Here is a 21,051-nt window from a genome sequence, read left to right on the forward strand (position 1 = left end):
AGATTACAATCCGCTTCCTGCACCTTGTCGCTGGCGCCTCTAAGGATTTCTGTCAGTATTGATTTATCCAGATCAAATATAGGAAAGGCAACGATGATGGCGGAAGAAAATGAAAAAGATACTTTAAGAGGTTTAGTTCAATCACCAGCTTCGTTAATAGATATTATTCTTGGGAAAAGTTTAGTGACAATTTTAATGACATTGATTTCTCTAGGAATTTCTTTGGCTATTTGTGATGCCATAACAAGTTGGAGTTTTATGGGAATTATTGCACTTATTTTGTTATTGTTATTCTTTTTAGGCTTGGGTATTGCCGTTGGATTGAGTGTAAAAAGCGTTGCAACAACAGCTGTTTATACAATGCCGATTATGTTTATCTTTGGCATGTCTCAATATGTCGAATTTATTGTGACTGATCCCAATTCAATTGTGAGAAAAGTGTTTAATTACTTACCAATTTACCAAGTATTCTTTATTGAGGAAGGTCAACCGCCTTTCAAACCGTTAATGATTCTGTTAGTTTGGGTAATTTTAGTATTTATTATCGTATTCTGGACGTTTAAAAAGCGTTCTAAAGACGATAAACGTTAAATTTCTTATGATAAAAAAAGATACATGAAATTGGATAAAATCGTGTATCCGGAATCCCTTTACACAGGGGTTCTTTTTCTTTGGGGGTCCGTAATACATGATTGTGTGGTATAATGAGAGTAATCATGTATCGCTTTTGTGGAAGGAGAGCCGCTTAAAATGACCTACAACGTCCAACCCCTACGAACTCAGCAAGAAATTAACGACTTTTTATTCTGTCTAAGGCGCAATCAGCACGCCGAACGGGATGTGTTTCTGTTTTTAATCGGGATTAACAGTGGGTTACGCATGTCCGATATCGTTAAATTGAAGAAACAAGACCTTTTAACCGCAAAAAACCCCCGTATTGTGGAACAAAAGACGGGGAAAACACGGATATTGTATTTAGGGAGCCTACAGGATCTGATTCAGGACTACACTAAGACCCTGGACCCAGACGATTATTTATTCCCTAGCAGCAAGGGAGGCCATTTAGAAGTGAATACAGTCTATCAAATGTTTCAGAAGGTGGCCAAGCTCTTAGGCCGAGACGATATAGGCACGCATACTTTGCGTAAGACGTTCGGCTATCATTATTATAAAAAAACAAAAGACGTGGCGACGCTTATGGAAATATTCGGTCACAGCAGCGAAAAAATAACGAAACGCTATATTGGGATCAATGAAGATGAAATCAGTGAGACCTTGCTAAATTTCAGATTAGGTTTTTAATAAAATTAAATTTAATTATTTTAATACCTTCAAATCATAGTGACTAAATAAAATAAGAAACTGGGACAAAAGTCTCTAAGAAAAAGCACGCTCTCACTTTTATCGGTGATTTACCTGGAAAAGTGGGAGCGTGTTTCTTTTTATAATTATTCTTAAATTATTGTTGGTTAGAATTTTGTGAGAAATTACTTTGGTCCTAGCCGCATTCTATCCTATATAAACAAAGTAACAAATGAAGTATCTGTATAGTTATAGATAAAACATCCTAACGTCGAGTTAAAATATCTGAATCTATATATATAGTCCCTTTAGTGCCTGGGAGTTGGTTTGTACGATTTTTGTCATAATATAGCCTTACAATACGCTTCCAAAGGGGTCTACCGGCTTTGCTTCCATAAGCAATATAATGCTCACGGGAGTAATAAAGATGTCTATATCCTCCATTAAGGACAAATGTAGCAACAGCGGCTAAAGCTCCTGCTTTTACGTTACCACCTGTGATTAAAGTAGAAATTACGCCTATAATAGCTGCTTTTGATAAAGAAGAGAATCCTAAATGTCCACTTTTTCTTGTTCTCAATACATAATCGCTAGCAAGAGGATGTCTTTTTTGGCTAAGTAGTTGTATGAAATCTTGGTTTGGTTTTGAGAAGTCCTCTTCCTCTGAAACTATATAAGTGCTACTAGTATTATCAGAAACATTATAAATTATTGCAGCTATTGATCCATTTTCCTCAGAATTTATAGTAGTTGTAAATTCCTCTAAAAGTAATAACTCGTCATTATCCTTGATATATTTTTTAGTATAAGTGACATTATTTTCATGTGTCTCATCATAATAAACAACTTTATCGTCTTCTATTTGTTCATAGCGTAGTATAAATCCTTTTTTTGTTTCTTCAAAAAAATAATCTGCTTGATTTTCTTCATTGCTCACAGCATGAACAGAACCACCAGCCATTAGAAATATAGGAAAACATAATAGACCTACTAGTATAATAGATAAAAGATTTTTTTTCATTTGTCAAATTCCTCCTCTTATTAAGTGTACAAATTTACCAACAATATAGCGATTAATATAAGATAAAAATAGTTTAGAGAAAAAGCTGCTTGAATACGAGATAATTCATCTAAATAATCCACAATATGACGTAAGTTACTTTGCGAATTCATTTCAAGTTCTTTAGAAAATTTTGAATGAATTTTATTAATATCTCGAATATTAAGTCTTTGTAAAAGAGCAGCCACTAAAATAAGTAGTATTAAAATTGCTATCTGATTAAATGAAAAATCCACACTCATTAGTTGTTCACCTCCTAATTCGAAATTTAGATTCTAAAGCACTGTCATAATAACTCAAATTATCTAATATGTAACTGAACAACTATGATACAATAATGTTAAATCAATGGAACATTGATGTTCCACTACAAGGAGAACAGCTATATGATTGGTGAAAAGATAAAGAAATTAAGGATTGAAAAAAATATTTCTCAAACTGAGTTAGCAAATATTTTATTTGTTTCAAGGCAGACAATAGGTAGATGGGAAAGAGAACAAACGATACCCAATACAGAAAATATAGTAATGCTGGCCAACTTTTTTGAAGTGGAGACAAGTGCTTTTTTCGATACTTATAACGATAATAAAAATACTCTTGTTGGAAAAAGGAGTAGTTTTAAGCAATTTAAGGGTATAATGAGCACATATAAATTAGATCTATATATCTTTTTTTTACTCATTATTCCGTTTTTTTATATTTATTAAAAGATAATCGCAGAATAAGTTGTGAAATTAGCCAGATAAGAAATATTGAATTTATGAATATGGAAGATTGGTATCTCAAAATTTAGTTATTTTTACGCAATACCATAATACCATAATGCTAAGTCTATTCATAATATCCTATAAAATGATGAGGTAGTCAAATTTTTTTATGCAGTTTAATATCTTCAGATTTACTGCATAAAATACTAAAATGTATCTATTGAATTCGTAGTCTCGAACGAATCTTTTCTGCACTATTACCAGTTACATGATCAGCTAATCGAGTTTTGAGAATCAAGTATCCATAAACACTAATACCCACAATTGTTGCAATGATTATGATTAAAACAGAGCCAGATCTACTTACTGGATTAATGAATAACGATAATAAACTTTTCGTTCCCCAAACAGTACATGTCATAATAGTAGAAAGAGCTCCTATGGCCATCAGTCGCTTACCAAGCTTCTTGTAATCATAATATGTTTTTGCATACATTGCACGCATCATTAGGTATGAAGATAATCCAAAACCTATCATATTGGCATAAATCATTCCGCTTGTCCCAAAAATTGCGAAAAGTGGTATTTGAACGATCAATTTGACTAAAAGACCTATTAATAATGCTTTTATAGCTGACCGAATCATATTGGCAGCGAGTAGATTAGAACCTAGTACTGTATATAAACCCAGAAAAAGTGTCATAATAGAAGAAACACGAGTCATTTCTGTACCAAAAACATTAAACTCGTAGAACAATGTGTATAAGGGCGATGCTAAAACTAACATACCCAATGAAGAAGGAAATAATACTAAAAAAAGCAGTTGGATACTATTGCTAAATTGTTTACCAACACCCTGTAAGTTTTTTTCAGCTACTAGACTACTCATTAATGGCACTGAAGTAACAGCCATGGCACTTCCTAAAGATAAAACAATCATAATCAGTTTATGAGCATTCGCAGCAGCAACACCATAAAAAACTTGAATTTCGCCAGGTGTCCAAGTTGTAATACGAGACATCACTGGCCCGTACGTATATTGATCGATTAATTGAGATAAGGTTATACCTGAACCAATAAAAACAAAGGGAATCGCCGTTTTAACAATTGAAATTAAAATAACGTTTGTTTTAATATCCTGTTGCTTTTCTTTATAAACTACTTCATGTTGAAATTCATTTTTTCTGCTCCACACAACATAACCTAAGTAAAGACTACTCGCTAACGCTCCAATAAATGCACCAAAAGTAGATAGAGAAACGGCGTTAACCACAGAACTTCCTAATATAATACGAATAAGGAAAACTGACAAAATCATAAATCCTACACGCACAAACTGCTCCAAAACTTGAGAAATAGCAGACGGAGCCATAGTATTGTGTCCTTGGATATATCCCCTAGTTACACTCATCATGGGTATAATGAGTAGAGCCGGGGTTAATGAACGAATTACTTGTGTTCCTTCAGCTATTGAAGCTGCTGGACTTGCACTTGCTAAGAGTGGAGCTAAAACATACATGAGTATAGCAGAAATAATACCTGTCAATCCCATGACTTGGAGACCTTTTTTGTAAATTTTTTTCCCAGTACTATACTCTCCTATTGAATTATAATAAGATACCTGCTTTGAAATAGAAGAAGGTACTCCTGCCGTTGCAATATTTAAAAATAAAGCATAGGGAGTGTATCCAATATTCATTAATGCGTTCGCAGCGCTTGCAGTTGTATTATCACCCATTAAAGCCATCCAAGGAATGATATATAAAGCACCTAATAAACGAGAAACAATACTACTACCACTCATCCATGCAGAACCGGCTACCAGTGTTTCTTGTGATCGGTTATTTTGTTTGTTTGTTTGTTTAGTTTTAACTTTAGGCATGTTGTTCGACATTGTTGCAACCTACTTTCACTATTTAAAATGCAAACTTAAGGTTACCCTTTAATCATGAATAATTCAATATAAATAATACTTTTATTTCAATTTCAGATTAACAGTATAATCCTATAAGTTGGTTTTCTTTTTAGACTTATACAATATAAGATAAATAACTTACTCAGGTTCGTCCAGTTCGATTTTGGATTTAAGTTTCACTATTTATAAGCCTTCCTATTGCCGTCATAACAAAAATAAGTTTACTCTTTTTAAAGTTATCCAAGTGAAAAATAAATTAGCATAAAATTTTTAATTTCATTATTACTTAAATACGTTCACCAACTATCAGCTATTTATAAACAAATATGTACTTATTTAGTGAGTAGAGGAAGTTTTTGATTAGTCGTTCACGCACAAAGGGACGTACTTAATCTGAAATGGGCTAATAATCGTCGAGAAGAAACAAATAAAGAGAAGCGGGAGGAACAATAAATGATTCGAAACAAAACCGTTGTATTCACAGGAACACTATCAAGCATGACTAGAAAACAAGCACAGACTTTAGTTCGATCATTAGGCGGACAAATTCAGTATGGTGTATCTAAAAAGACAACCATTCTAGTCATTGGGAGAAGTAACTTCAATCTTTTTGAACAAGATCATCGTTCGTTAAAGCTAAAATATGCTGAGGAGCTACAAGATAAAGGTGTCCCTCTCAAAAAAATGGGAGAGGAAGAATTTATTAAGCTCGCCATTGCTCAATTACAATCTAAACTTAACGAGTAATGAAAATTTTATAATGAATATTTTTTCAGTTAATCATACATCAGATTGACTACTGAAAACGAAATCTACCACCGGGATAAATGCGTGGCAATAGTCATATTAAATATGACGGTAGGCATATAAATCATCTTCAGGAGAGTCAAATTAATATACCTTAAACATCAGTATTTATAGGCTTATTCTTTCTATTTCTAACTAATGTACTTTTACTAATCCCAGTCATTCTTTCCACTTCTTTATAGGAATATCGCTCGAGTAGTTCCATAGCCAGTCGGAGTTGTTGTTTGGTAAACTTCTTTGGCCGGCCTTCTTTATAACCAGGTTTCTGTTTAGCTAATGCTTTGCCTTCTTGGGTCCGTTCGACAATCAGATCACGTTCAAAGTCCGCAAAGGCACTAAAGATGGTAAAGATTAACCGACCCGTCGATGTGTTCTCAATGATCCCTAGATTAAGGACATTAATACGCACACCTTTTTCAAACAAAAACTTAATGGTATTCAAAGCATCTTGCGTGCTGCGTGCAAAGCGATCTAGTTTTGTCACGACCAATGTGTCCCCACTTTGAATCGTTTCAAGCAGCTTTTTAAATTCGGGCCGATCGCTTTTTGTACCTGTTATTTTTTCAGAATAGATTTTGTCGCAATGTTCTTCTTTTAACAAGCGCAATTGCCCGTCTAAATCTTGATGACGTGTACTGACACGCGCATAGCCATATTTCATCATTTCCACCTCCACTTTTGGTTATAAGTTATGACACCTCTTAACCCCTTGATTTTACAGGAGTTAGAAATCGTAGTCAATACTCTTGAGTTATGACTACAAGATCAATTTGAAGTTGAAAGCAAAAGTTAAAAAATTTCAATAAACCACGGTAGATACAAATCGACAAAAAATGTGTCGCAAACTTATTTTAAAATTTGTTTCCTTCTTAGTCTGTCATAAAGTTATCATAAAACCAGTTAAAGGTAACTGGAAACCGACAAAAAAACAACGCCCCGGCCAAAAAGCAGCCAAAACGTTGCTATTAGGGGGTTTATGTCGAAGGCGTGAGTTTGTCATAATTACATTTAAGACAAACTCGGATTCTTATTGTACGTGCATTAAGAATCCGAGTTTGTACAAATCTTAAATGTTTTTATCTATTTCATCTTTCATTAACTTATCTAAATCAAAATTATTTTTAAAAGATTTTATTAGATCATCTCCCATACCTTCCCATAATTTATTTTCCAGTGTTTCATCTTTTTTTGTTTCATACTGAGCCTGTAAAACACTAATTTCTTTATTAGTTTCTGCTTCTATCCTTTCAATATCATTATCTTTTTCAAGTTTTAATTTTTCAATTTCTTTGTCAGTTTTATATCGTTCTTCTTCTAATTGTTTAATAACTTTATCCAACTCGGTTTTATTTTGTTCTCTGACTAACTCTAATTTATTTTTATACTGATAAACAGCCCCCAAATAGGCAATTACTGCTGGAACTATTGCAATTATTAATTGAATCATATTCTCTATTGTCATTTTATCACTCCTTCGATTTTACTCCATTTTACTTAATCTCACTTAAGACAAACTCGGCTATGTTGAATAATTTGAACAATAATTATGAGTTTAATCGAAATATCAGTGTTGAAAACATAAGATATAATGTTAGAAGAACGATTATTATTCCTGCGAAAATACTCACTACCCCGACTTTCTTGCTTTTTTTCTTAATCTTGTATCCTGCAACTATAAGTGCAATTCCTCCAATTAAGAATAGGGATTCAAAAAGTAGGAAGGGGCCGTTTAATTCAATTGATCGCTGTATATAGTCCATATAATGCTCCTTTTATATATTTTCTTTTATACTCAAATTTATCTTATTTACTTAAAACTTGCCAAGTAAGTTGAACTCAATTAGAGTTAAGACAATCTCACTTTTCTTTAGTATTCGGGTTTTTTGCCAAAATAGAGTTAATAAAATTAGTTTTTTCATCTGCATATTTATGTTTATTATGTTTATGTGACTCTGATAAGCTCATTTTTAGTTCTTGATATTCCCTTTTTATTTTATCATTATTGCGTAAGCAATCTCTAAAATTTAATTGTTCAATTAAAAATTTACTACCAGTTTGATACATATGAATTTGATGTGTTCTTGGTTCACCTTTGTAAAAATAATGTCTATCAGGGAGAATATTCACTCCACCATAAGAATATCCTAAGTCTTTTAGCGGAGTCACACATTGATCACCATCATAAAAATTATTAATTTCAATGGCAATATCAATTATTGGCTTTGCACTTAGCCCTCTTACAGAAGTGCTACCAATATGATGAATATCTACAATAAATTTTCCTGTTTTATTTTGTATTCTTTTTCTTTCCGATAAAAAATCTTTCGTCCAATCTTCTGTCCAAGGAACTAAAAACACTTCGTCTTTAGGTAATCCAAGCATTAAATACTCTCTCCTTTATGCATAACTTTCTTTAAAAAATATTTTTGACATTCTTAAAATCAATTCTAGTACTTTCTATAAGTATTATTGCTTTTAGTCAAAACAATACTATTTATATTCTTTTACTTGAGTTTTACATACTTATAGTTAAGACGAACTCGTTATTAGAAATTCTTGATTATAAATTATGTTTAAAAACTTAGCACGCACCATTTTTCAAATGGTGCGTAAGTGCGCACTCTGATCTTTAAACTATTTCAACTTTAGGTAAGTTTGAAATTTTATCTTTATCTCCTTCAGTTATCTGTATAGAAATATTCAATAGTTCTTCCGCTGATTTCAAATTTGTTTTAGACGTTATAGCGATACCTTTTGTTTTAAATGAACCTTTATCAATCTGAAATTTAGAATCAGATGAATTTAGCTGAAATGGCATCTGAACTGCAAGAATCTATTTCCAAATTCACATATTAAAAGGTTTTTATCCTAAAAAAATTCCTAACAGATTGATCGGTATGAAGCGTTAATTAAATTCTCTTTTTTGCATTTGGTATTGAAGAATCCTCTCTCTGTCTTAATATCAGGACAGAGAGAGGATTCTATTAATTGAAATAAAGCATCGAATGAAGTAAATAAATAGAATAATGACATACTTTTTTAAGGTCAGTGTGTTTAGAATGTCAAGGACAGTATAAAATTGTAGGTTTATGACAGAATAAGCCTTTTTGAGATAATTAAATATTTATCCAATTAAAATACAGCTCAAATCAAGTCTTCTTTGATTAAATTAATTTGCTTATTATTTTATAATGGTTTTTAACCATAACCTAAGTTATCACTTTTTGATAAACTTATTAAATATCCTACTAAATTCGTCCTGAAAACCAATGAGAATCAAAAATAGCGGTAAAGATACGGCTAAACCCCAACCAATGCCCCCAGTAAGATAAGTAATTATTAACATAACTAAAGATGATAATGCTAGAAAATATACAGATATCAATTCTTTTTTATGCATGATAAATCATACCCTCTCCCTATTTAAATTATATTTTTTTCTTAAGTCAGTAAACAAATCCTTAAACATTCTATCTAAGGTCTTTGCTTCAATGAAACTCAAAAAATCTATACACCTATTTATTTCTTCAATTGCTATATCTTCTTCTAATAAGAATCCTTGCAAGTTGTTAAACATTTTTAAAATAATTTTCTCATACAAATGATCTGAAGATAAATCCATAGAGTTAATTTCTTTTATATATTTCACAGCTTCATTAAGCTCATCGTTGTGAATAAAAAATATAATAGCATTGACAACCAATCTGAAACTCTCATTACCCAATCTATTAATACTATCAGATCTTTTTAGTGAAGTAATAGCTCTACTTAATAGATATTTATTGGCAGATGTAGTAAAAAAAAACATTGAATTGTTAAACATAACTAGTTCATACCTAGTCCATGTTTCAGTATGAACTAGATATTTATATAGGTTATTATTTTTTATATTAATTTTATTATGGTTTAATCTTGCTAACAATATATCAATAAGGGAGCTATAGTGAGTATAATTTATCATTTTCTTTTCTTGGTTAAGCGCACACATTCTTTTCAATAGTTTCAACTTTTTAATGTCCTGAGATTCAAAAGCATTTTTAATATCAATCAATATTTTTTGCTGGTCGTTTAATCCATATCCGTTTTTGATGTGATCAACTTCTTCTAAGGATACATGAAGAGTATCTAATAATTTTAAAAATGAAAAACTATTTAAATCTGTTTCACCATTTACATATCTATAAAAGGCTGATTTTGATACCGAATATTTATCTATTTCTTTTATAGAAATATTTTTTTCAATTCTAATCTTATTAATAATTTCATATATATCCATATGCTATCGCTCCCCATTGTGTATTTTGTAACATATTCCCACAATAGAGACAGAATTCCCATTATCAACTCTAAAGTAAAATCTGCTTATTTTACAGTTTAATCTGTAAGTAGATCTTACGAAGGGATTGAAAGCCATGTGGGGATTTTTATTATTTTTAGTAGTATAAAAATAAATACTTAGATGAAAGAACTATAACAAAATTGATAAGGAAATACAATAAACTGAAAGGAGGTGATTTTGATGGGATTATTGGTAAGTAAGCTAGGATTAGGAGAAGAATTAGCATTTGCTATTGTGTCAGCCTTAACTGGTAGTGGAGCAGCTTTAGTTGGTACTCTATGGCCTTTTGTAGCACCGTTTTTATTGACGCTTAACGGTATTATTGCTTTTTCCGGTACTGCTGCTGGCGTTGGATACTAATATAGCTATGGGAGGGTAGAACAATATGTTATTAGGACGTTTAATAGGTACATTAGGTTTAGAAGCTCAAACAGCCAACTTAATAATCTCTGTTATTTCTACAGGAGGAGTTTACGCTGCTGCAGCTATTTGGCCAGTAATTGCTCCTTTTATAGTGACTATTAAAGGAATAACTGCTATCGCGGGAATAACTGCTATTTCTGGTTTCTAAAGATCATTATAATTTATGGCGTAGATACTTACGCCATAAATTATATATTAGGAGGAAACATGAAAAAAATAATATCCATACCTTTTGTTTCTCTGTTTATAGGTATTATTACCGGATTTACTTACGGTTCTTATTCACTAATCACATTAAATCCTCAGCTAACCACTCTAAGGTTTTTTCCTCTAGTTACACATAACTTAAAAGTTGGTATATTTATATTTTTAGGTGGAATTATTACTTTTTCCATTCTAAGCTTATCTATTTTAATACTAAATGGTTTTTCATTGGGTTTGGCTTTATCTGCTTTAATAACGAATTATGAAATACTATTTATAATAAAATATTTATTAATTCATGGTGTTATAGAATTGTTAGGTTTTATATGCGTTGCTGTTGGTTCTATGTGTGTTACGTATCATGTTGTGGGTTTAATAAGTAATAAATTTAAAAAGGAAAAACCCTTTTTTTCTAATTCTATGTTGTTCTTAAAAAGAAGTTTGTTATGGACCCTTTCAGGTACTACATTAATAGTCGTCGCTGCGTTGATTGAAGTAATTATAATATAAAACACCTAAAAAGAAAGGAAAATTAGTAATGAAGAATATTAAGTATTTTGATGAAATAGTTTTGTCATTCATTTTAATTGGAAGTGTTATTTCATTATTTATATTTACAAATAATATCTCATCAATAACGGCTATATTATTGGGAGATATTGAGAGTACTATGAGCTTAAATATCATGTCCTTTTTTACTATAAGTACAACACTTGCAAGTATTATAAGAGTTAATCATACAAAAAGCAGTTGGCTATGGTTTATTCCTATATTTACACTATCTTTCATCGGTACATTTATTTATGCATTGATCAATTTTTACAACAAATTTAAGAAATTTAAAGAAGATGATAAAGGATGTGCAATGAATGCTGAAAGTTGAAAATATTAGCAAAAGCTTCGAGGGTCATTTTGCTAATAAGGACATCTCGTTTGACATAAGTGAAGGAAAGACGCTAGGAATTATAGGACAGAATGGTTCAGGAAAGACTACTATTTTTAGAATCATCTTAGGTTTTCTTGATCAGGACTCTGGTGTAATTAAATGGGGAAAACCTTTTGATAAAAAAATTTTTTTAGTCAAATAGGTTATTTACCAGAAGAAAGAGGACTTAATCTTAAAAGAACAATTGAAGAACAAATATTATTCTTTGGTAAATTGAAAGGAATGAAAAACGATTCCATAATCAAAGAAACAAATTATTGGTTCGATAAATTTGAAGTAACAGTCAGTAAGAAACAAAAAATAAAATCTTTATCTAAAGGTAACCAACAAAAAATCCAACTGATATGCAGCTTGATTCACAAGCCTTCTTTCTTAATATTAGATGAACCATTTAGTGGGCTTGATCCAATAAATTTCGAACTATTAATTAATGGTATATTAGAATTAAAAAAAAGTGGTACTACCATTATTTTTTCTAGTCACAATATGGTCAATGTTGAACAGGTATGCGATGAACTTATTATGCTTAAAAAAGGCTCTATTGTCCTAAAAGGTGATATTGAATCTGTAAGAGAATCTTTTGGACGTACTAATATATTTTTAGAGTCATCTTTAGATGATAAAATTTTTAATCATCTAGATGAAATCTTATCTATTGAAAAATACAAGTCAAATATTAGAAAAATAACGGTTTCCAATCCAGATGTAGGGAAAGAAATTTTTGATATCGTATCTAAAGAAGGATATATTTCTATGTTTAGTCAACAGCCTCCTTCATTAGAAGAGATATTTAAATTCAAAGTAGGTGAGACTGTTGGATAAATCATTGTTAATAGCAAAAGATGTTTATAGAAGGAATGTAAAATCGTTATCATTTTTTGGTATGGTTTTTATACCCATTATAATGTTTCTAGCTATCACTGTCTTTTCATATTTTGTCATAAGACCACAGCAGGTACCTACTATTGGTATGATTTCTGAAAATCAAAATATCACTCATTATCTACAAAGCAATGCTAAGGGGTTTGAGGTTGATAGTTCAATACAGAATAAAAAACAGGCTGAAAACAAGCTTATAGATGGTGAAATAACGGGATATATAGAAGAATTAGAAACTAATAATTTCCTTTTTATATCTTCTAAAATTAATAATAATTTAGAAAGTAATCTTCAAAATTCACTAAACAACTATAATCTTACTTCAATAGCAAAAGAAAATAATCTTCCAGAAAATTTTATCTCCCAGGTAAACAATAATCTTCATTTTAAAACTAATTTAGTTACCATTAATAATGATAAAGTTTCTTCGGAGAACAAACAAAATAATGTTGCTCAATTCATCAGTGTTGCTATGTGCATTTTGATATTTTTATTCATTATGAATTACTCAGCGATAATTGGACATGAAATTTCTTCGGAAAAGGGATCTAGAATAATGGAAGTTATACTTTCGAGTACAACTGCTACTAGCCATCTCGTTGGTAAATTATTAGGAATATTGATGATGTGTTTAACTCAAATAGCAATTTATTTGTCTTTAGGAGTTGTAGGCTTATTTTTTGTAAAAGACAATCCCATTATTCAGACAGTCTTTAATAATATTACCTTATCACCGAATACTCAGTATGTTATATTAATTAACTTCTTATACTTCTTTTTCGGGGTGGTAACTTTTTCACTTCTGACCTCAATATTGTCTTCATTAGTATCTAGAACTGAAGATATTGCCAAGGTTCTACAACCAATTACATTAATTGGCATGGGAGGGTTTTACTTAGGTATAATTTTAGCTCAAAATAACCCTAACCATATAGCTATAAAGGCAACATCATATATACCACTTCTCTCAAACTTTATAATGCCGTTTAGATTAGCTAATGGAGTAGTGAATGGCACGAATATAACGATATCTATATTGATTTACGCTATTTTCACTTTGATATTATCTATATACACGTTTAAAGTATATAAGAATAACATTTTAATGTATCAAGATATTGATAATATACTTGTAACACTTTTTAAATCTATTAAAAGAAATATAGACAACAAAAAACTTAAACCTGAATATAATTAGTAGTCAAATTTCTATGAATAAAAGTTTCTGCAAAACAATAGGCTGAGAAAAAACCAGTTCCTGAAAAACAAAAGAACAATGAAAACCGTCAGTTTTCATTGTTCTTTTGTTTTTTTCTGAAGATATAAAAGTACGGTAAGCGGTGAATACAGTATAAAAAAATATAATAAATATATGGCGAATTTAGATGATTAAGTTCCTGGTCCTAGCAAAAAAATCCCCTCTAGAGGGGATTTTTTTGAGTTTAACTCAATTTTTAATATGACAAACTAATCAATTAAATTAGATTCCTTTCTTGCTTCGAATTGACATTATAGTAATTACCTTCTTTTTTATAACTGGATATTAAGTTCCTTACTTTTAAATATCTAAGAATATTCTGATTAGTTTCATTTATTATAAATGGCACATTCCTTCTATGCTCATTAACAACTTCAATAAAACTTTCTAACTCTAAAAATTCAAAATTATCTTTTAATTCTTTTCTTTCAATCTCTTGGATATTCCTACTGAATAGAAGTTGACGATCTTCAATATCAATTTCTCTATTAACTAAAAGTTTATTTAAAATAGTTTTGGTTAAATCAATTTTATTTGTAATAACATTATCTACATTATTAGCAACTACTTGTATAATTACTTTTTTAGTAATTTTTTTGTAGGAGTTGTAATACTGAATTATATAGGGCAAATCCGTAATGTCAATTTTATTTTCTAATATATAATTTAGTACATACGGGTTTAAGCTTTTTTTAACAATAGAAATAGGTTCAAATATAACATCAATGATACTTTTTTGAATGTCTGTGGTTGAATCTTTATAAAAATCTAAAGCTTCTAAAAGTTCTTCATATCTATAGTAGTCTGTCTCTTCCATCAACTGCAAATAATCACTCAAATATTTAGATGCGAAATTTATTACGGAAAAAGGATGATCTTTTCTCAAAGCTGTCAGATTTTCTTTTGAGAACTTAATAATATTTATTTCAATTAATATATTCATTTTCTTATCCGATAAATTATTTAAAGTAAACCCATTAGGATAAGTTAACTTCAATTCGCTTAATATTATTTGGTAGACTACATTATCTAAATTGTCTTCTCCAACAGTTGCTTTAAAAAATGTTTTTTTAAAATCTTCATCAAATCTATCTGAATTATCAGGCCAAACAAATTCAAAATCTTTTTGGTTTAAATTAACAAAATCTACTAACTCACTCGTCCATTTATCCTCAGAAAACTGGAAATACAATAGTATATTTTCAGCATTAACTGCCAAGTTCCTTCCTTCTATTAGCTGAGTATAATAATTGGTTGTTTCTAACTTGTTCAATAATATTTTTTTCTGATCAAGAATATTAATGTATTTAATTTTATTGTTGTCATCAATATCATCATTATTATTTATTATCGTATATACAGCGTTGGGTTCATCAAGTATTATTCCTTCCGAAAACATCAAATATTTTTCTATATAGGAATTAATATTTTTTTCAATGTATTCTTTAAGAAATGAATTATTTTCCTTAGAAACCAGGGTATAGTTTTGGTGTGTAATATCTTGACTGTTTTTGTGTCCATAAAAATATTTGAGAACACTACTAATATTTTCTAAGTTAATCGCGTATAAATCTTTTTCATAAACATAATTTCTCAATTTTGAATCTAGTCTTTCAAATTCTACTTTAGTGAATTTTATTCTTAAATAATTTATATTGTCCATAAAGCGTTGAGTATATTTTATTTGCTGATATAACAATATATTTGAATCTTGAACGAAAATTTTGAGCGTCTCTTGTTTATTTTCAAGAACTGCTAATTGATTTTGAGTATAAATGCTTAATGCATCTGCTACCACTTCACATTTATCCTTTTCAACAATATTTTCGTCTCGGATAATTTTTTCAAAAAGACTCGGAGCATAGCCGTTTAGTTGATTAAGTATTTCAAACCTGGCTTTTTTTTCTAGTTGATTATATAACTCCATAAAAAAACCAATGTTATTCGTCTGATATATTTGCGTAAAAAGATTCCTCATATTCTCAGACCGATGTGCTAAGCTTTTGTTCGTAAGTATATAATTGAATAAATCGAAATTTAAAACTTCTTTTTTCATAAAATCTGATGTATCCAATCGATTATAAATTTCAATTATTCTATTTAGCTTAGTTTCGTATCTAAACCCTTCCGAATTATGTGAATCATACACCGTTCTAAGAAATTCTTTATCACTCACAGTTAAACTTTTCTCATGAAAATACGTTATATACGAATGGTAATCTTCATCAATATACCCACCTGTTATCAAGAAAACTAGTAAATCAAAATAAGGACTTCGCTTAATTTCTTGGAATGTTGAAGTTTCGTTGAGTTCTGTTTTTGCAAAATGTTGTTTCTCAGCTGTCTCAATATCCTTTCTACTTATTATCATATGCAGCTTCATGTCGAATAGCTTTTTCTTTTCATCTATTTTTCTTTGAGTTACTTCACGCAATTCCTCAATATTATTTTTGTCTTCAATAGCTTTGAGTCGCTGATTAAATTCAGATTGAGATTCAATTCTTTTAAAGTTTTCACTTAAATCAATATTATCTATTCTGTTATAATAACCTTTTCCTTGAACTTTGTAATCTGCATTTATTATTTCTTTTATAAATTCGCTTCTATTTGTGAATTGATTTTCCTGTTTTCCATTAACTTCAATATTAAAATAATTCTTTATCCCATCAAAAAATAAAGCATATATTTCATGTTTGGATTTCAAATGTTCTTTTGTACTTGCTTCAATACGTAAGTTCAATTCTTTAATTTCTTCAGTCAGTCTATTTTTTTCATGTTCAATATAAGCTTCTTTATTGTTAAATAAATGGTAGACAAAACCTCTGTTAATTTGAATTTTAGCAAAATCATTAGGGAATATATTTTTATAAACTATAAAGGCTAAAAGTTTATTTACATTTAATGTTATTTGATTTAATCTTCCATGGTAAATCAAAAATTCATTAACTATATTTTTTAACAATCTCATATCATCTATATAAATTGAAAGCTTTAATAGAAACTTACTGTCAAATAATTCAAATAATGTCACTTTTTCACTATCATTTAAATCAGATTGTTGTTCTAGCAAACTTCTTAATTCATCATAAGAATTAGAGGGGTTTATAAAAGGTATAATTGGAAGTATGAAATCAAAAAATTTCGTTCGATCTTTTGATAAAAACATATCGTCTTTAATCATATAAATAAATTTTATTTTTTCATTTTTATTTTTTCGGTTATTTACTAGCGTATTTATTTCTTTTAACTTGGCGAAAATTAGATTATTATCAAATCGATCAAGATCTTCAAAGACAATGACTTTAGCACCTGAATTATAAAATAAGTAGATAACGTCATCTAAGTATTTATCAAAATAAGAACTATCGGAATCTTCAAAAATTTCTATATCACTCTCAATATTTTTACTCCGGATAGATAATCTTTTAAAAATTCTTTTATTCAATTGTAATCGTACTAAAAAATAAATTATACAACTAAGTTGAGCAAAAAAAATGATTAAAAAAACTGTTTTTAGATTTTCTCCTGGGAAGCGCCACACTAAAAAGAGATTTATAATAAATAAAATTATAAAAGCTGTTGAAAGTAATACCCTCCACTTAGATATATTTCTTTTCAATCTAAAAATTGATTGTGGTATTTTCTTAGTATTAACTTGATGGAGTAGTTGATTAAGAATTTTCCCCTCTAATACCTTGTCGCTGATATCATGTTTGCCGTTATCCTTATCGGCATTACTTTGTTCGAAATCAGCTAATGATATATGGAGATAGTCGCTTTTTTCAAACGTTTTACTACTCGTTTCTTTATTCTTATAGCTTTCGAGAACACTCGTCTTTCCAGATCCATATATACCCGTGATAGCAATGTTTATAGTCTCTTCATCAGCTAATGCAAAATCTAAAGCTTCCTCGTAGTAATCAAGATTATCAATGTGTTTTTCAGGGGTTAATGCTTTAAATGTAACTGCTTTATTTGCCATACTATCCCTTCCCGTATTCATAATATTTATAACGATCATTCTCAAATATACTAAATCAATCAAGAAAAAAATAATGAATGTATGCAGACTTTTTAGTACTATTTTTATTATACTTTTATCAATCTGTATATTTCAATGTTCTATAAATAAAAGTATGAATAAATACAGATAAATGATGAAATTCAGCCCTTTTAAAGGACTACTTCGTGATAACTATCTTGCAAGATAGCTGAAAAGCGCTCAAAACCACTGATACAACGTCTAATTTCAAGCAACAAGTCTGAAAAAGCATACATCCAGGCAATGGATATATGCTTTTTATCATGCTTTCTTTCTAGCTGATTGTTTTTTCTGTTGTCCTTCTTCTTTTTATATTTTCATCTAGATAATAGTGTCCGGTCTTTGTTTTTATTTTGAGTCTTGACTCTTTCTTGTTGCGGTCGATCCAATAATTGTTTGAAGCTTGATTTTTCGGGCTTGTTCCTGTCAGCCATCTGTTTCATCTGATACGAATGCAGGCTGCTTTTTGTCGCCACAAAATAATCAACCAGGCTTAAATTTTTCTCACTCAACTGTTTTTCAATCATGGGCGCCTTAGTAAAAGCCTCTAAGACCTTCCCATCTGTTAAGTTTGCGTCTTTATCTAAATAAACAATATGATGACTATCGAACGCCTCAGCTTTGTCTACGATAAAGGGTAGCTTCCCTCCCTGTTCTACATTTGGCGGAATGAGGGTACTGTCAATGACTGACATCTGTTCATCTAAAAAGACCACGATCTCCGCCTGGTCATCATGTTTGTATAACGTATCAATATAATGCTTAAACGCATGAGGATCCGTCAAGGTAACGGCATTCTCTTGTTCTAACTGTCGCTCATTGTAGCGCTCCACAATCTGCTCAATCATATCTTTCGTTGTGACTTTTACCTCTTCAAGGCTTTGTACATAAACTTCTGGTTCGATCGCTTCTTTAGACGTCCAGCTTTTTAAGTAACGCGTAGAATAGTCCTCGGTGTCCAGGTTGAACGTTGAACTGATCAAATAAGCGGTCATTTCTGCCTGATATTCAACCACGCCGCTGGCATGTAAAGCAGGCCTTTTGTCTTTCATCTTATCAACGGTATGCATTTTTGCATGCGCTAATTCATGCAGTAATACTTTTGCCTGCTCTTGTTCAGTTAATCCTGCTCTTAACACGATCTCATTCGCTAGAGGCGCATAGTATCCTTTACGTACGCTGTCACCCATAACGTCATAAGAAACGGGAATCTGTTCATCTTTTGCATAATCTCTAACGGCCTGATAGAAGTGACTGAACTCTTGATCAGATCCTTCAAATACAAAGTTCTGTGGTCGATTAGGGTACAAATTGGGATAATCCTTTTCTGGACAATCTGTTTGAGTGATATCAAACACCGGGACAGGCACATACCCTCTTAAGTCACTCTTAATTATTTTCAGTTGGTTAGCTTGGATCTTTTGTTTTTGCGCCTGGGTCGCATATTTGAGCGGTTTCTTCACTTTGTTTTCATCAATAAACATATCTTGTAGCTTGGGAGCCAGTACGCGGATGGCCGTTTGTCCTTTTTGGACGTGATAGCCCTTGTTTTTATGCTCTTTATAGGAGGCAACCCCCAGTGCTCCGTCATATTGAGCTTCAATAAGTAACGTATTATTCAAAGAATACTTATAAAACGTTCTGATGTAGTTTAACAGTTCCAATTCGTCTTTTGGATTCGTTCGATAGTCTTCGAGACGCTTCGTCATTTTTTTCGTCAACGCATCAATCATTGTCGCATGTTTAGACATTCAGACCCCTCCTAATAAAATAACGATAATCGATCGTCATCGGGCACACTGACTAACTGCTTCGACGCCGTGTCATAAAAAACAAAGGGATCCAAGCGATTGTCGGATTCTAAATACTCAGGCAGGTCGTCATCAGCTGTCTCTTCTAACAACGTCGTATAATAATCATGGTCTTGTTCCGTCAATTTAATAATATGTGTTTTTTTATTTTTATAGTCATAAAGCGTCGTGAAGCCTTGGTCGATATGCTGTAATTGGCAAGGAATGATCATTGTTTCCGCCCCCTTTCTAGTGATATACCGGTTGAGACCGTTCGGCCTGATCGTCGTTTTTAGGTTTCATCTTTTCGATCATGGCTTTGGTTTCTTCAAGAGATAACTCCTTGTCGTTTTTGACAAAGTCGATAAACTGAATGATCTCATCAAACGTTAATTGACTATTATCTACAGACAACGTTCGATTTAAATTCATCAGGCTCCGTTCAATCACGCGTCTCTGTTCTTCTTTCAGTAAATCCTCTTGTTCAACCAGCTGGGCGGTCAGTTTTTCAATGTCCTGTTTTATTTTTCCTATACGTGCCTCTCTTTTGGTCATGGTTTTTGTTTTCATGTTTTCACTGATCAAGTTTTCCATAGTCGTCCCTCTTTCTGTTCATCATTATTTCGTTAAAAACCCAAAATACTTCAAAGCCGTATAGCCGATTGCTGCAATAATCACGGCACCAATACCCACCATTGACGACAAACTGAGTCCGGATTCCTCCGCTTCAACCCGTTCGCTGCCTATGCCTGGCTCTTCCGTGTTTGTGGTCTCTGTCGCTTCTGAATCTACGCTGTCGCTTTCTTCTTTCAATAATGGGTTAGGTTGATTTTCTTTGACCTCCGTCACTTCAATATCGAAAAAGACTTTCTCATCGGGAAACACCAGGAGTTTGTCGTTGTGCTTGAACGCATACGTCTCGTCGTAATCCTTGTCCAGTAAATAGATGTCTTTAACCGTATACGTGCCTGTGGGGACCCGCTTGTCATTCTTGCTGTCACGATAAGGCGAAATATAGATCGTGCGTTCCGCTCCGTCTTCGTCTTCGATAACCAGGTAAATATCTGCCTGCAAATCAGCGCCCGTGGTTTGGACTTGCAGCTGCCCCGTTTCCTCGGAATAAAGCGTTGGACTCTCGTTCGTTTCGTCGACGGTTTCCAGGGCTTTTTCTTCCTCGGTTTGGGCTTGATTATCGTTTTCCGTTTCTTCTTCCAGCTGTTCATTCTCCATATTCTCTTCGTTTTCCTCCGCTTGAACCGTTAAGGAAAAAGCGTGACCGTTTGTTAAGTGACTTTGATCAACCACACTGACGGCCAACAATAAAGAGAAACTTGCTAAAATATGGATTGTTATTTTTTTAACTGTCATGACTAAAACTC

At 31.4% G+C, this 21,051-nt stretch carries 23 protein-coding genes and 1 pseudogene; 10 read left to right on the forward strand and 14 right to left on the reverse strand.

Features of this window, described 5'->3' with window-relative positions:
* Both BMX83_RS07265 and BMX83_RS07270 read left to right on the forward strand, forming a co-directional pair.
* Positions 1-591 (forward strand): ABC transporter permease (locus tag BMX83_RS07265; RefSeq protein ID WP_143059499.1); only part of this gene is annotated, 591 nt, incomplete at its 5' end.
* 159 nt (positions 592-750) lie between these two features.
* Positions 751-1,302 (forward strand): tyrosine-type recombinase/integrase, encoded by a 552-nt coding sequence (locus BMX83_RS07270; protein ID WP_091635378.1) that lies wholly within the window; start codon positions 751-753, stop codon positions 1,300-1,302.
* A gap of 265 nt (positions 1,303-1,567) precedes the next feature.
* Here the strand turns inward: BMX83_RS07270 and BMX83_RS07275 are convergent, their stop codons facing one another.
* Both BMX83_RS07275 and BMX83_RS07280 read right to left on the reverse strand, forming a co-directional pair.
* A complete protein-coding gene (locus BMX83_RS07275) occupies positions 1,568-2,323 on the reverse strand; it encodes a hypothetical protein (protein ID WP_091635381.1) in 756 nt (251 codons plus the stop codon).
* Positions 2,324-2,343: 20 nt separating this feature from the next.
* Complete coding sequence (locus BMX83_RS07280; RefSeq protein ID WP_091635383.1) at positions 2,344-2,604, reverse strand: hypothetical protein; 261 nt, start codon at positions 2,602-2,604, stop codon at positions 2,344-2,346.
* Positions 2,605-2,748: 144 nt separating this feature from the next.
* On the opposite strand from BMX83_RS07280, the gene BMX83_RS07285 reads away from it, so the two are divergent.
* The gene (locus BMX83_RS07285; protein ID WP_091635386.1) at positions 2,749-3,069 is read left to right on the forward strand and encodes a helix-turn-helix domain-containing protein; all 321 of its coding nucleotides are present in this window, start codon (positions 2,749-2,751) and stop codon (positions 3,067-3,069) included.
* A gap of 217 nt (positions 3,070-3,286) precedes the next feature.
* On the opposite strand, the gene BMX83_RS07290 is transcribed toward BMX83_RS07285, so the two are convergent.
* Positions 3,287-4,963 carry a putative polysaccharide biosynthesis protein gene (locus BMX83_RS07290; protein WP_091635389.1) on the reverse strand — a complete coding sequence of 559 codons (1,677 nt, stop codon included), beginning with the start codon at positions 4,961-4,963 and terminating at the stop codon, positions 3,287-3,289.
* A 474-nt stretch (positions 4,964-5,437) separates the two neighbouring features.
* On the opposite strand from BMX83_RS07290, the gene BMX83_RS07295 reads away from it, so the two are divergent.
* Complete coding sequence (locus BMX83_RS07295) at positions 5,438-5,731, forward strand: BRCT domain-containing protein (protein ID WP_091635392.1); 294 nt, start codon at positions 5,438-5,440, stop codon at positions 5,729-5,731.
* A 154-nt stretch (positions 5,732-5,885) separates the two neighbouring features.
* Here BMX83_RS07295 and BMX83_RS07300 read toward each other — a convergent pair whose 3' ends face one another.
* From BMX83_RS07300 to BMX83_RS07330, 6 genes are all read right to left on the reverse strand, one after another.
* On the reverse strand, positions 5,886-6,452 hold the full coding sequence (locus tag BMX83_RS07300) for a recombinase family protein (protein WP_091635394.1): 567 nt from the start codon (positions 6,450-6,452) through the stop codon (positions 5,886-5,888).
* 405 nt (positions 6,453-6,857) lie between these two features.
* Positions 6,858-7,253, reverse strand: coding sequence for a hypothetical protein (locus BMX83_RS07305; protein ID WP_091635397.1), 396 nt, complete (start codon positions 7,251-7,253; stop codon positions 6,858-6,860).
* Between the two features lie 82 nt (positions 7,254-7,335).
* On the reverse strand, positions 7,336-7,551 hold the full coding sequence (locus BMX83_RS07310; RefSeq protein ID WP_091635400.1) for a hypothetical protein: 216 nt from the start codon (positions 7,549-7,551) through the stop codon (positions 7,336-7,338).
* Positions 7,552-7,648: 97 nt separating this feature from the next.
* The gene (locus tag BMX83_RS07315; RefSeq protein WP_091635403.1) at positions 7,649-8,173 is read right to left on the reverse strand and encodes a GrpB family protein; all 525 of its coding nucleotides are present in this window, start codon (positions 8,171-8,173) and stop codon (positions 7,649-7,651) included.
* 247 nt (positions 8,174-8,420) lie between these two features.
* Positions 8,421-8,609, reverse strand: coding sequence for a hypothetical protein (locus tag BMX83_RS07320; RefSeq protein ID WP_091635406.1), 189 nt, complete (start codon positions 8,607-8,609; stop codon positions 8,421-8,423).
* Between the two features lie 588 nt (positions 8,610-9,197).
* Positions 9,198-10,067, reverse strand: a complete 870-nt coding sequence (locus BMX83_RS07330) for an Rgg/GadR/MutR family transcriptional regulator (protein ID WP_091635412.1) — start codon at positions 10,065-10,067, stop codon at positions 9,198-9,200.
* A gap of 243 nt (positions 10,068-10,310) precedes the next feature.
* Here BMX83_RS07330 and BMX83_RS07335 point away from each other — a divergent pair, with 243 nt between their 5' ends.
* From BMX83_RS07335 to BMX83_RS07360, 6 genes and pseudogenes are all read left to right on the forward strand, one after another.
* Positions 10,311-10,490 (forward strand): hypothetical protein, encoded by a 180-nt coding sequence (locus tag BMX83_RS07335; RefSeq protein ID WP_091635414.1) that lies wholly within the window; start codon positions 10,311-10,313, stop codon positions 10,488-10,490.
* A 25-nt stretch (positions 10,491-10,515) separates the two neighbouring features.
* Positions 10,516-10,701, forward strand: coding sequence for a hypothetical protein (locus BMX83_RS07340; protein ID WP_091635417.1), 186 nt, complete (start codon positions 10,516-10,518; stop codon positions 10,699-10,701).
* A gap of 59 nt (positions 10,702-10,760) precedes the next feature.
* Positions 10,761-11,267 (forward strand): stage II sporulation protein M, encoded by a 507-nt coding sequence (locus BMX83_RS07345; protein ID WP_091635419.1) that lies wholly within the window; start codon positions 10,761-10,763, stop codon positions 11,265-11,267.
* Between the two features lie 28 nt (positions 11,268-11,295).
* Positions 11,296-11,640, forward strand: a complete 345-nt coding sequence (locus BMX83_RS07350; RefSeq protein ID WP_091635422.1) for a hypothetical protein — start codon at positions 11,296-11,298, stop codon at positions 11,638-11,640.
* Positions 11,627-12,525, forward strand: a pseudogene (locus BMX83_RS07355) (ABC transporter ATP-binding protein). The gene BMX83_RS07350 and the pseudogene BMX83_RS07355 overlap by 14 nt, the downstream one beginning before the upstream one ends.
* A complete protein-coding gene (locus BMX83_RS07360) occupies positions 12,518-13,780 on the forward strand; it encodes an ABC transporter permease (protein ID WP_091635424.1) in 1,263 nt (420 codons plus the stop codon). Before BMX83_RS07355 ends, BMX83_RS07360 begins: the two are co-directional and overlap by 8 nt.
* 277 nt (positions 13,781-14,057) lie before the next feature.
* Here BMX83_RS07360 and BMX83_RS07365 read toward each other — a convergent pair whose 3' ends face one another.
* The 5 genes from BMX83_RS07365 to BMX83_RS07385 all read right to left on the reverse strand — a co-directional run bounded on the left by BMX83_RS07365 (position 14,058) and on the right by BMX83_RS07385 (position 21,040).
* Positions 14,058-17,822: a YobI family P-loop NTPase gene (locus tag BMX83_RS07365; protein WP_091635427.1), complete on the reverse strand. Its 3,765-nt coding sequence runs from the start codon at positions 17,820-17,822 to the stop codon at positions 14,058-14,060.
* A 377-nt stretch (positions 17,823-18,199) separates the two neighbouring features.
* Positions 18,200-19,633, reverse strand: a complete 1,434-nt coding sequence (locus tag BMX83_RS07370; protein WP_091635429.1) for an ImmA/IrrE family metallo-endopeptidase — start codon at positions 19,631-19,633, stop codon at positions 18,200-18,202.
* A gap of 11 nt (positions 19,634-19,644) precedes the next feature.
* Entirely contained in the window at positions 19,645-19,905 is a 261-nt protein-coding gene (locus BMX83_RS07375) for a hypothetical protein (RefSeq protein ID WP_091635432.1), read from the reverse strand.
* Positions 19,906-19,921: 16 nt separating this feature from the next.
* Positions 19,922-20,266 (reverse strand): hypothetical protein, encoded by a 345-nt coding sequence (locus BMX83_RS07380; RefSeq protein WP_091635435.1) that lies wholly within the window; start codon positions 20,264-20,266, stop codon positions 19,922-19,924.
* Between the two features lie 24 nt (positions 20,267-20,290).
* Positions 20,291-21,040 carry a hypothetical protein gene (locus BMX83_RS07385; RefSeq protein WP_091635438.1) on the reverse strand — a complete coding sequence of 250 codons (750 nt, stop codon included), beginning with the start codon at positions 21,038-21,040 and terminating at the stop codon, positions 20,291-20,293.
* Positions 21,041-21,051: the final 11 nt, after the last annotated feature.

This window comes from Alkalibacterium gilvum, assembly GCF_900109085.1.
GTDB lineage: Bacteria > Bacillota > Bacilli > Lactobacillales > Carnobacteriaceae_A > Alkalibacterium > Alkalibacterium gilvum.

Bases quoted from the DNA above. Each gene is read 5' to 3' on its own strand.
- BMX83_RS07365 (WP_091635427.1), bottom strand. From the start codon at position 17,822: ATGGCAAATAAAGCAGTTACATTTAAAGCATTAACCCCTGAAAAACAC.
- BMX83_RS07335 (WP_091635414.1), top strand. From the start codon at position 10,311: ATGGGATTATTGGTAAGTAAGCTAGGATTAGGAGAAGAATTAGCATTT.
- BMX83_RS07300 (WP_091635394.1), bottom strand. From the start codon at position 6,452: ATGAAATATGGCTATGCGCGTGTCAGTACACGTCATCAAGATTTAGAC.
- BMX83_RS07275 (WP_091635381.1), bottom strand. From the start codon at position 2,323: ATGAAAAAAAATCTTTTATCTATTATACTAGTAGGTCTATTATGTTTT.
- BMX83_RS07295 (WP_091635392.1), top strand. From the start codon at position 5,438: ATGATTCGAAACAAAACCGTTGTATTCACAGGAACACTATCAAGCATG.
- BMX83_RS07310 (WP_091635400.1), bottom strand. From the start codon at position 7,551: ATGGACTATATACAGCGATCAATTGAATTAAACGGCCCCTTCCTACTT.
- BMX83_RS07350 (WP_091635422.1), top strand. From the start codon at position 11,296: ATGAAGAATATTAAGTATTTTGATGAAATAGTTTTGTCATTCATTTTA.
- BMX83_RS07280 (WP_091635383.1), bottom strand. From the start codon at position 2,604: ATGAGTGTGGATTTTTCATTTAATCAGATAGCAATTTTAATACTACTT.
- BMX83_RS07375 (WP_091635432.1), bottom strand. From the start codon at position 19,905: ATGATCATTCCTTGCCAATTACAGCATATCGACCAAGGCTTCACGACG.
- BMX83_RS07340 (WP_091635417.1), top strand. From the start codon at position 10,516: ATGTTATTAGGACGTTTAATAGGTACATTAGGTTTAGAAGCTCAAACA.
- BMX83_RS07285 (WP_091635386.1), top strand. From the start codon at position 2,749: ATGATTGGTGAAAAGATAAAGAAATTAAGGATTGAAAAAAATATTTCT.
- BMX83_RS07320 (WP_091635406.1), bottom strand. From the start codon at position 8,609: ATGCCATTTCAGCTAAATTCATCTGATTCTAAATTTCAGATTGATAAA.
- BMX83_RS07380 (WP_091635435.1), bottom strand. From the start codon at position 20,266: ATGGAAAACTTGATCAGTGAAAACATGAAAACAAAAACCATGACCAAA.
- BMX83_RS07330 (WP_091635412.1), bottom strand. From the start codon at position 10,067: ATGGATATATATGAAATTATTAATAAGATTAGAATTGAAAAAAATATT.
- BMX83_RS07305 (WP_091635397.1), bottom strand. From the start codon at position 7,253: ATGACAATAGAGAATATGATTCAATTAATAATTGCAATAGTTCCAGCA.
- BMX83_RS07370 (WP_091635429.1), bottom strand. From the start codon at position 19,633: ATGTCTAAACATGCGACAATGATTGATGCGTTGACGAAAAAAATGACG.
- BMX83_RS07385 (WP_091635438.1), bottom strand. From the start codon at position 21,040: ATGACAGTTAAAAAAATAACAATCCATATTTTAGCAAGTTTCTCTTTA.
- BMX83_RS07345 (WP_091635419.1), top strand. From the start codon at position 10,761: ATGAAAAAAATAATATCCATACCTTTTGTTTCTCTGTTTATAGGTATT.
- BMX83_RS07270 (WP_091635378.1), top strand. From the start codon at position 751: ATGACCTACAACGTCCAACCCCTACGAACTCAGCAAGAAATTAACGAC.
- BMX83_RS07315 (WP_091635403.1), bottom strand. From the start codon at position 8,173: ATGCTTGGATTACCTAAAGACGAAGTGTTTTTAGTTCCTTGGACAGAA.
- BMX83_RS07290 (WP_091635389.1), bottom strand. From the start codon at position 4,963: ATGTCGAACAACATGCCTAAAGTTAAAACTAAACAAACAAACAAACAA.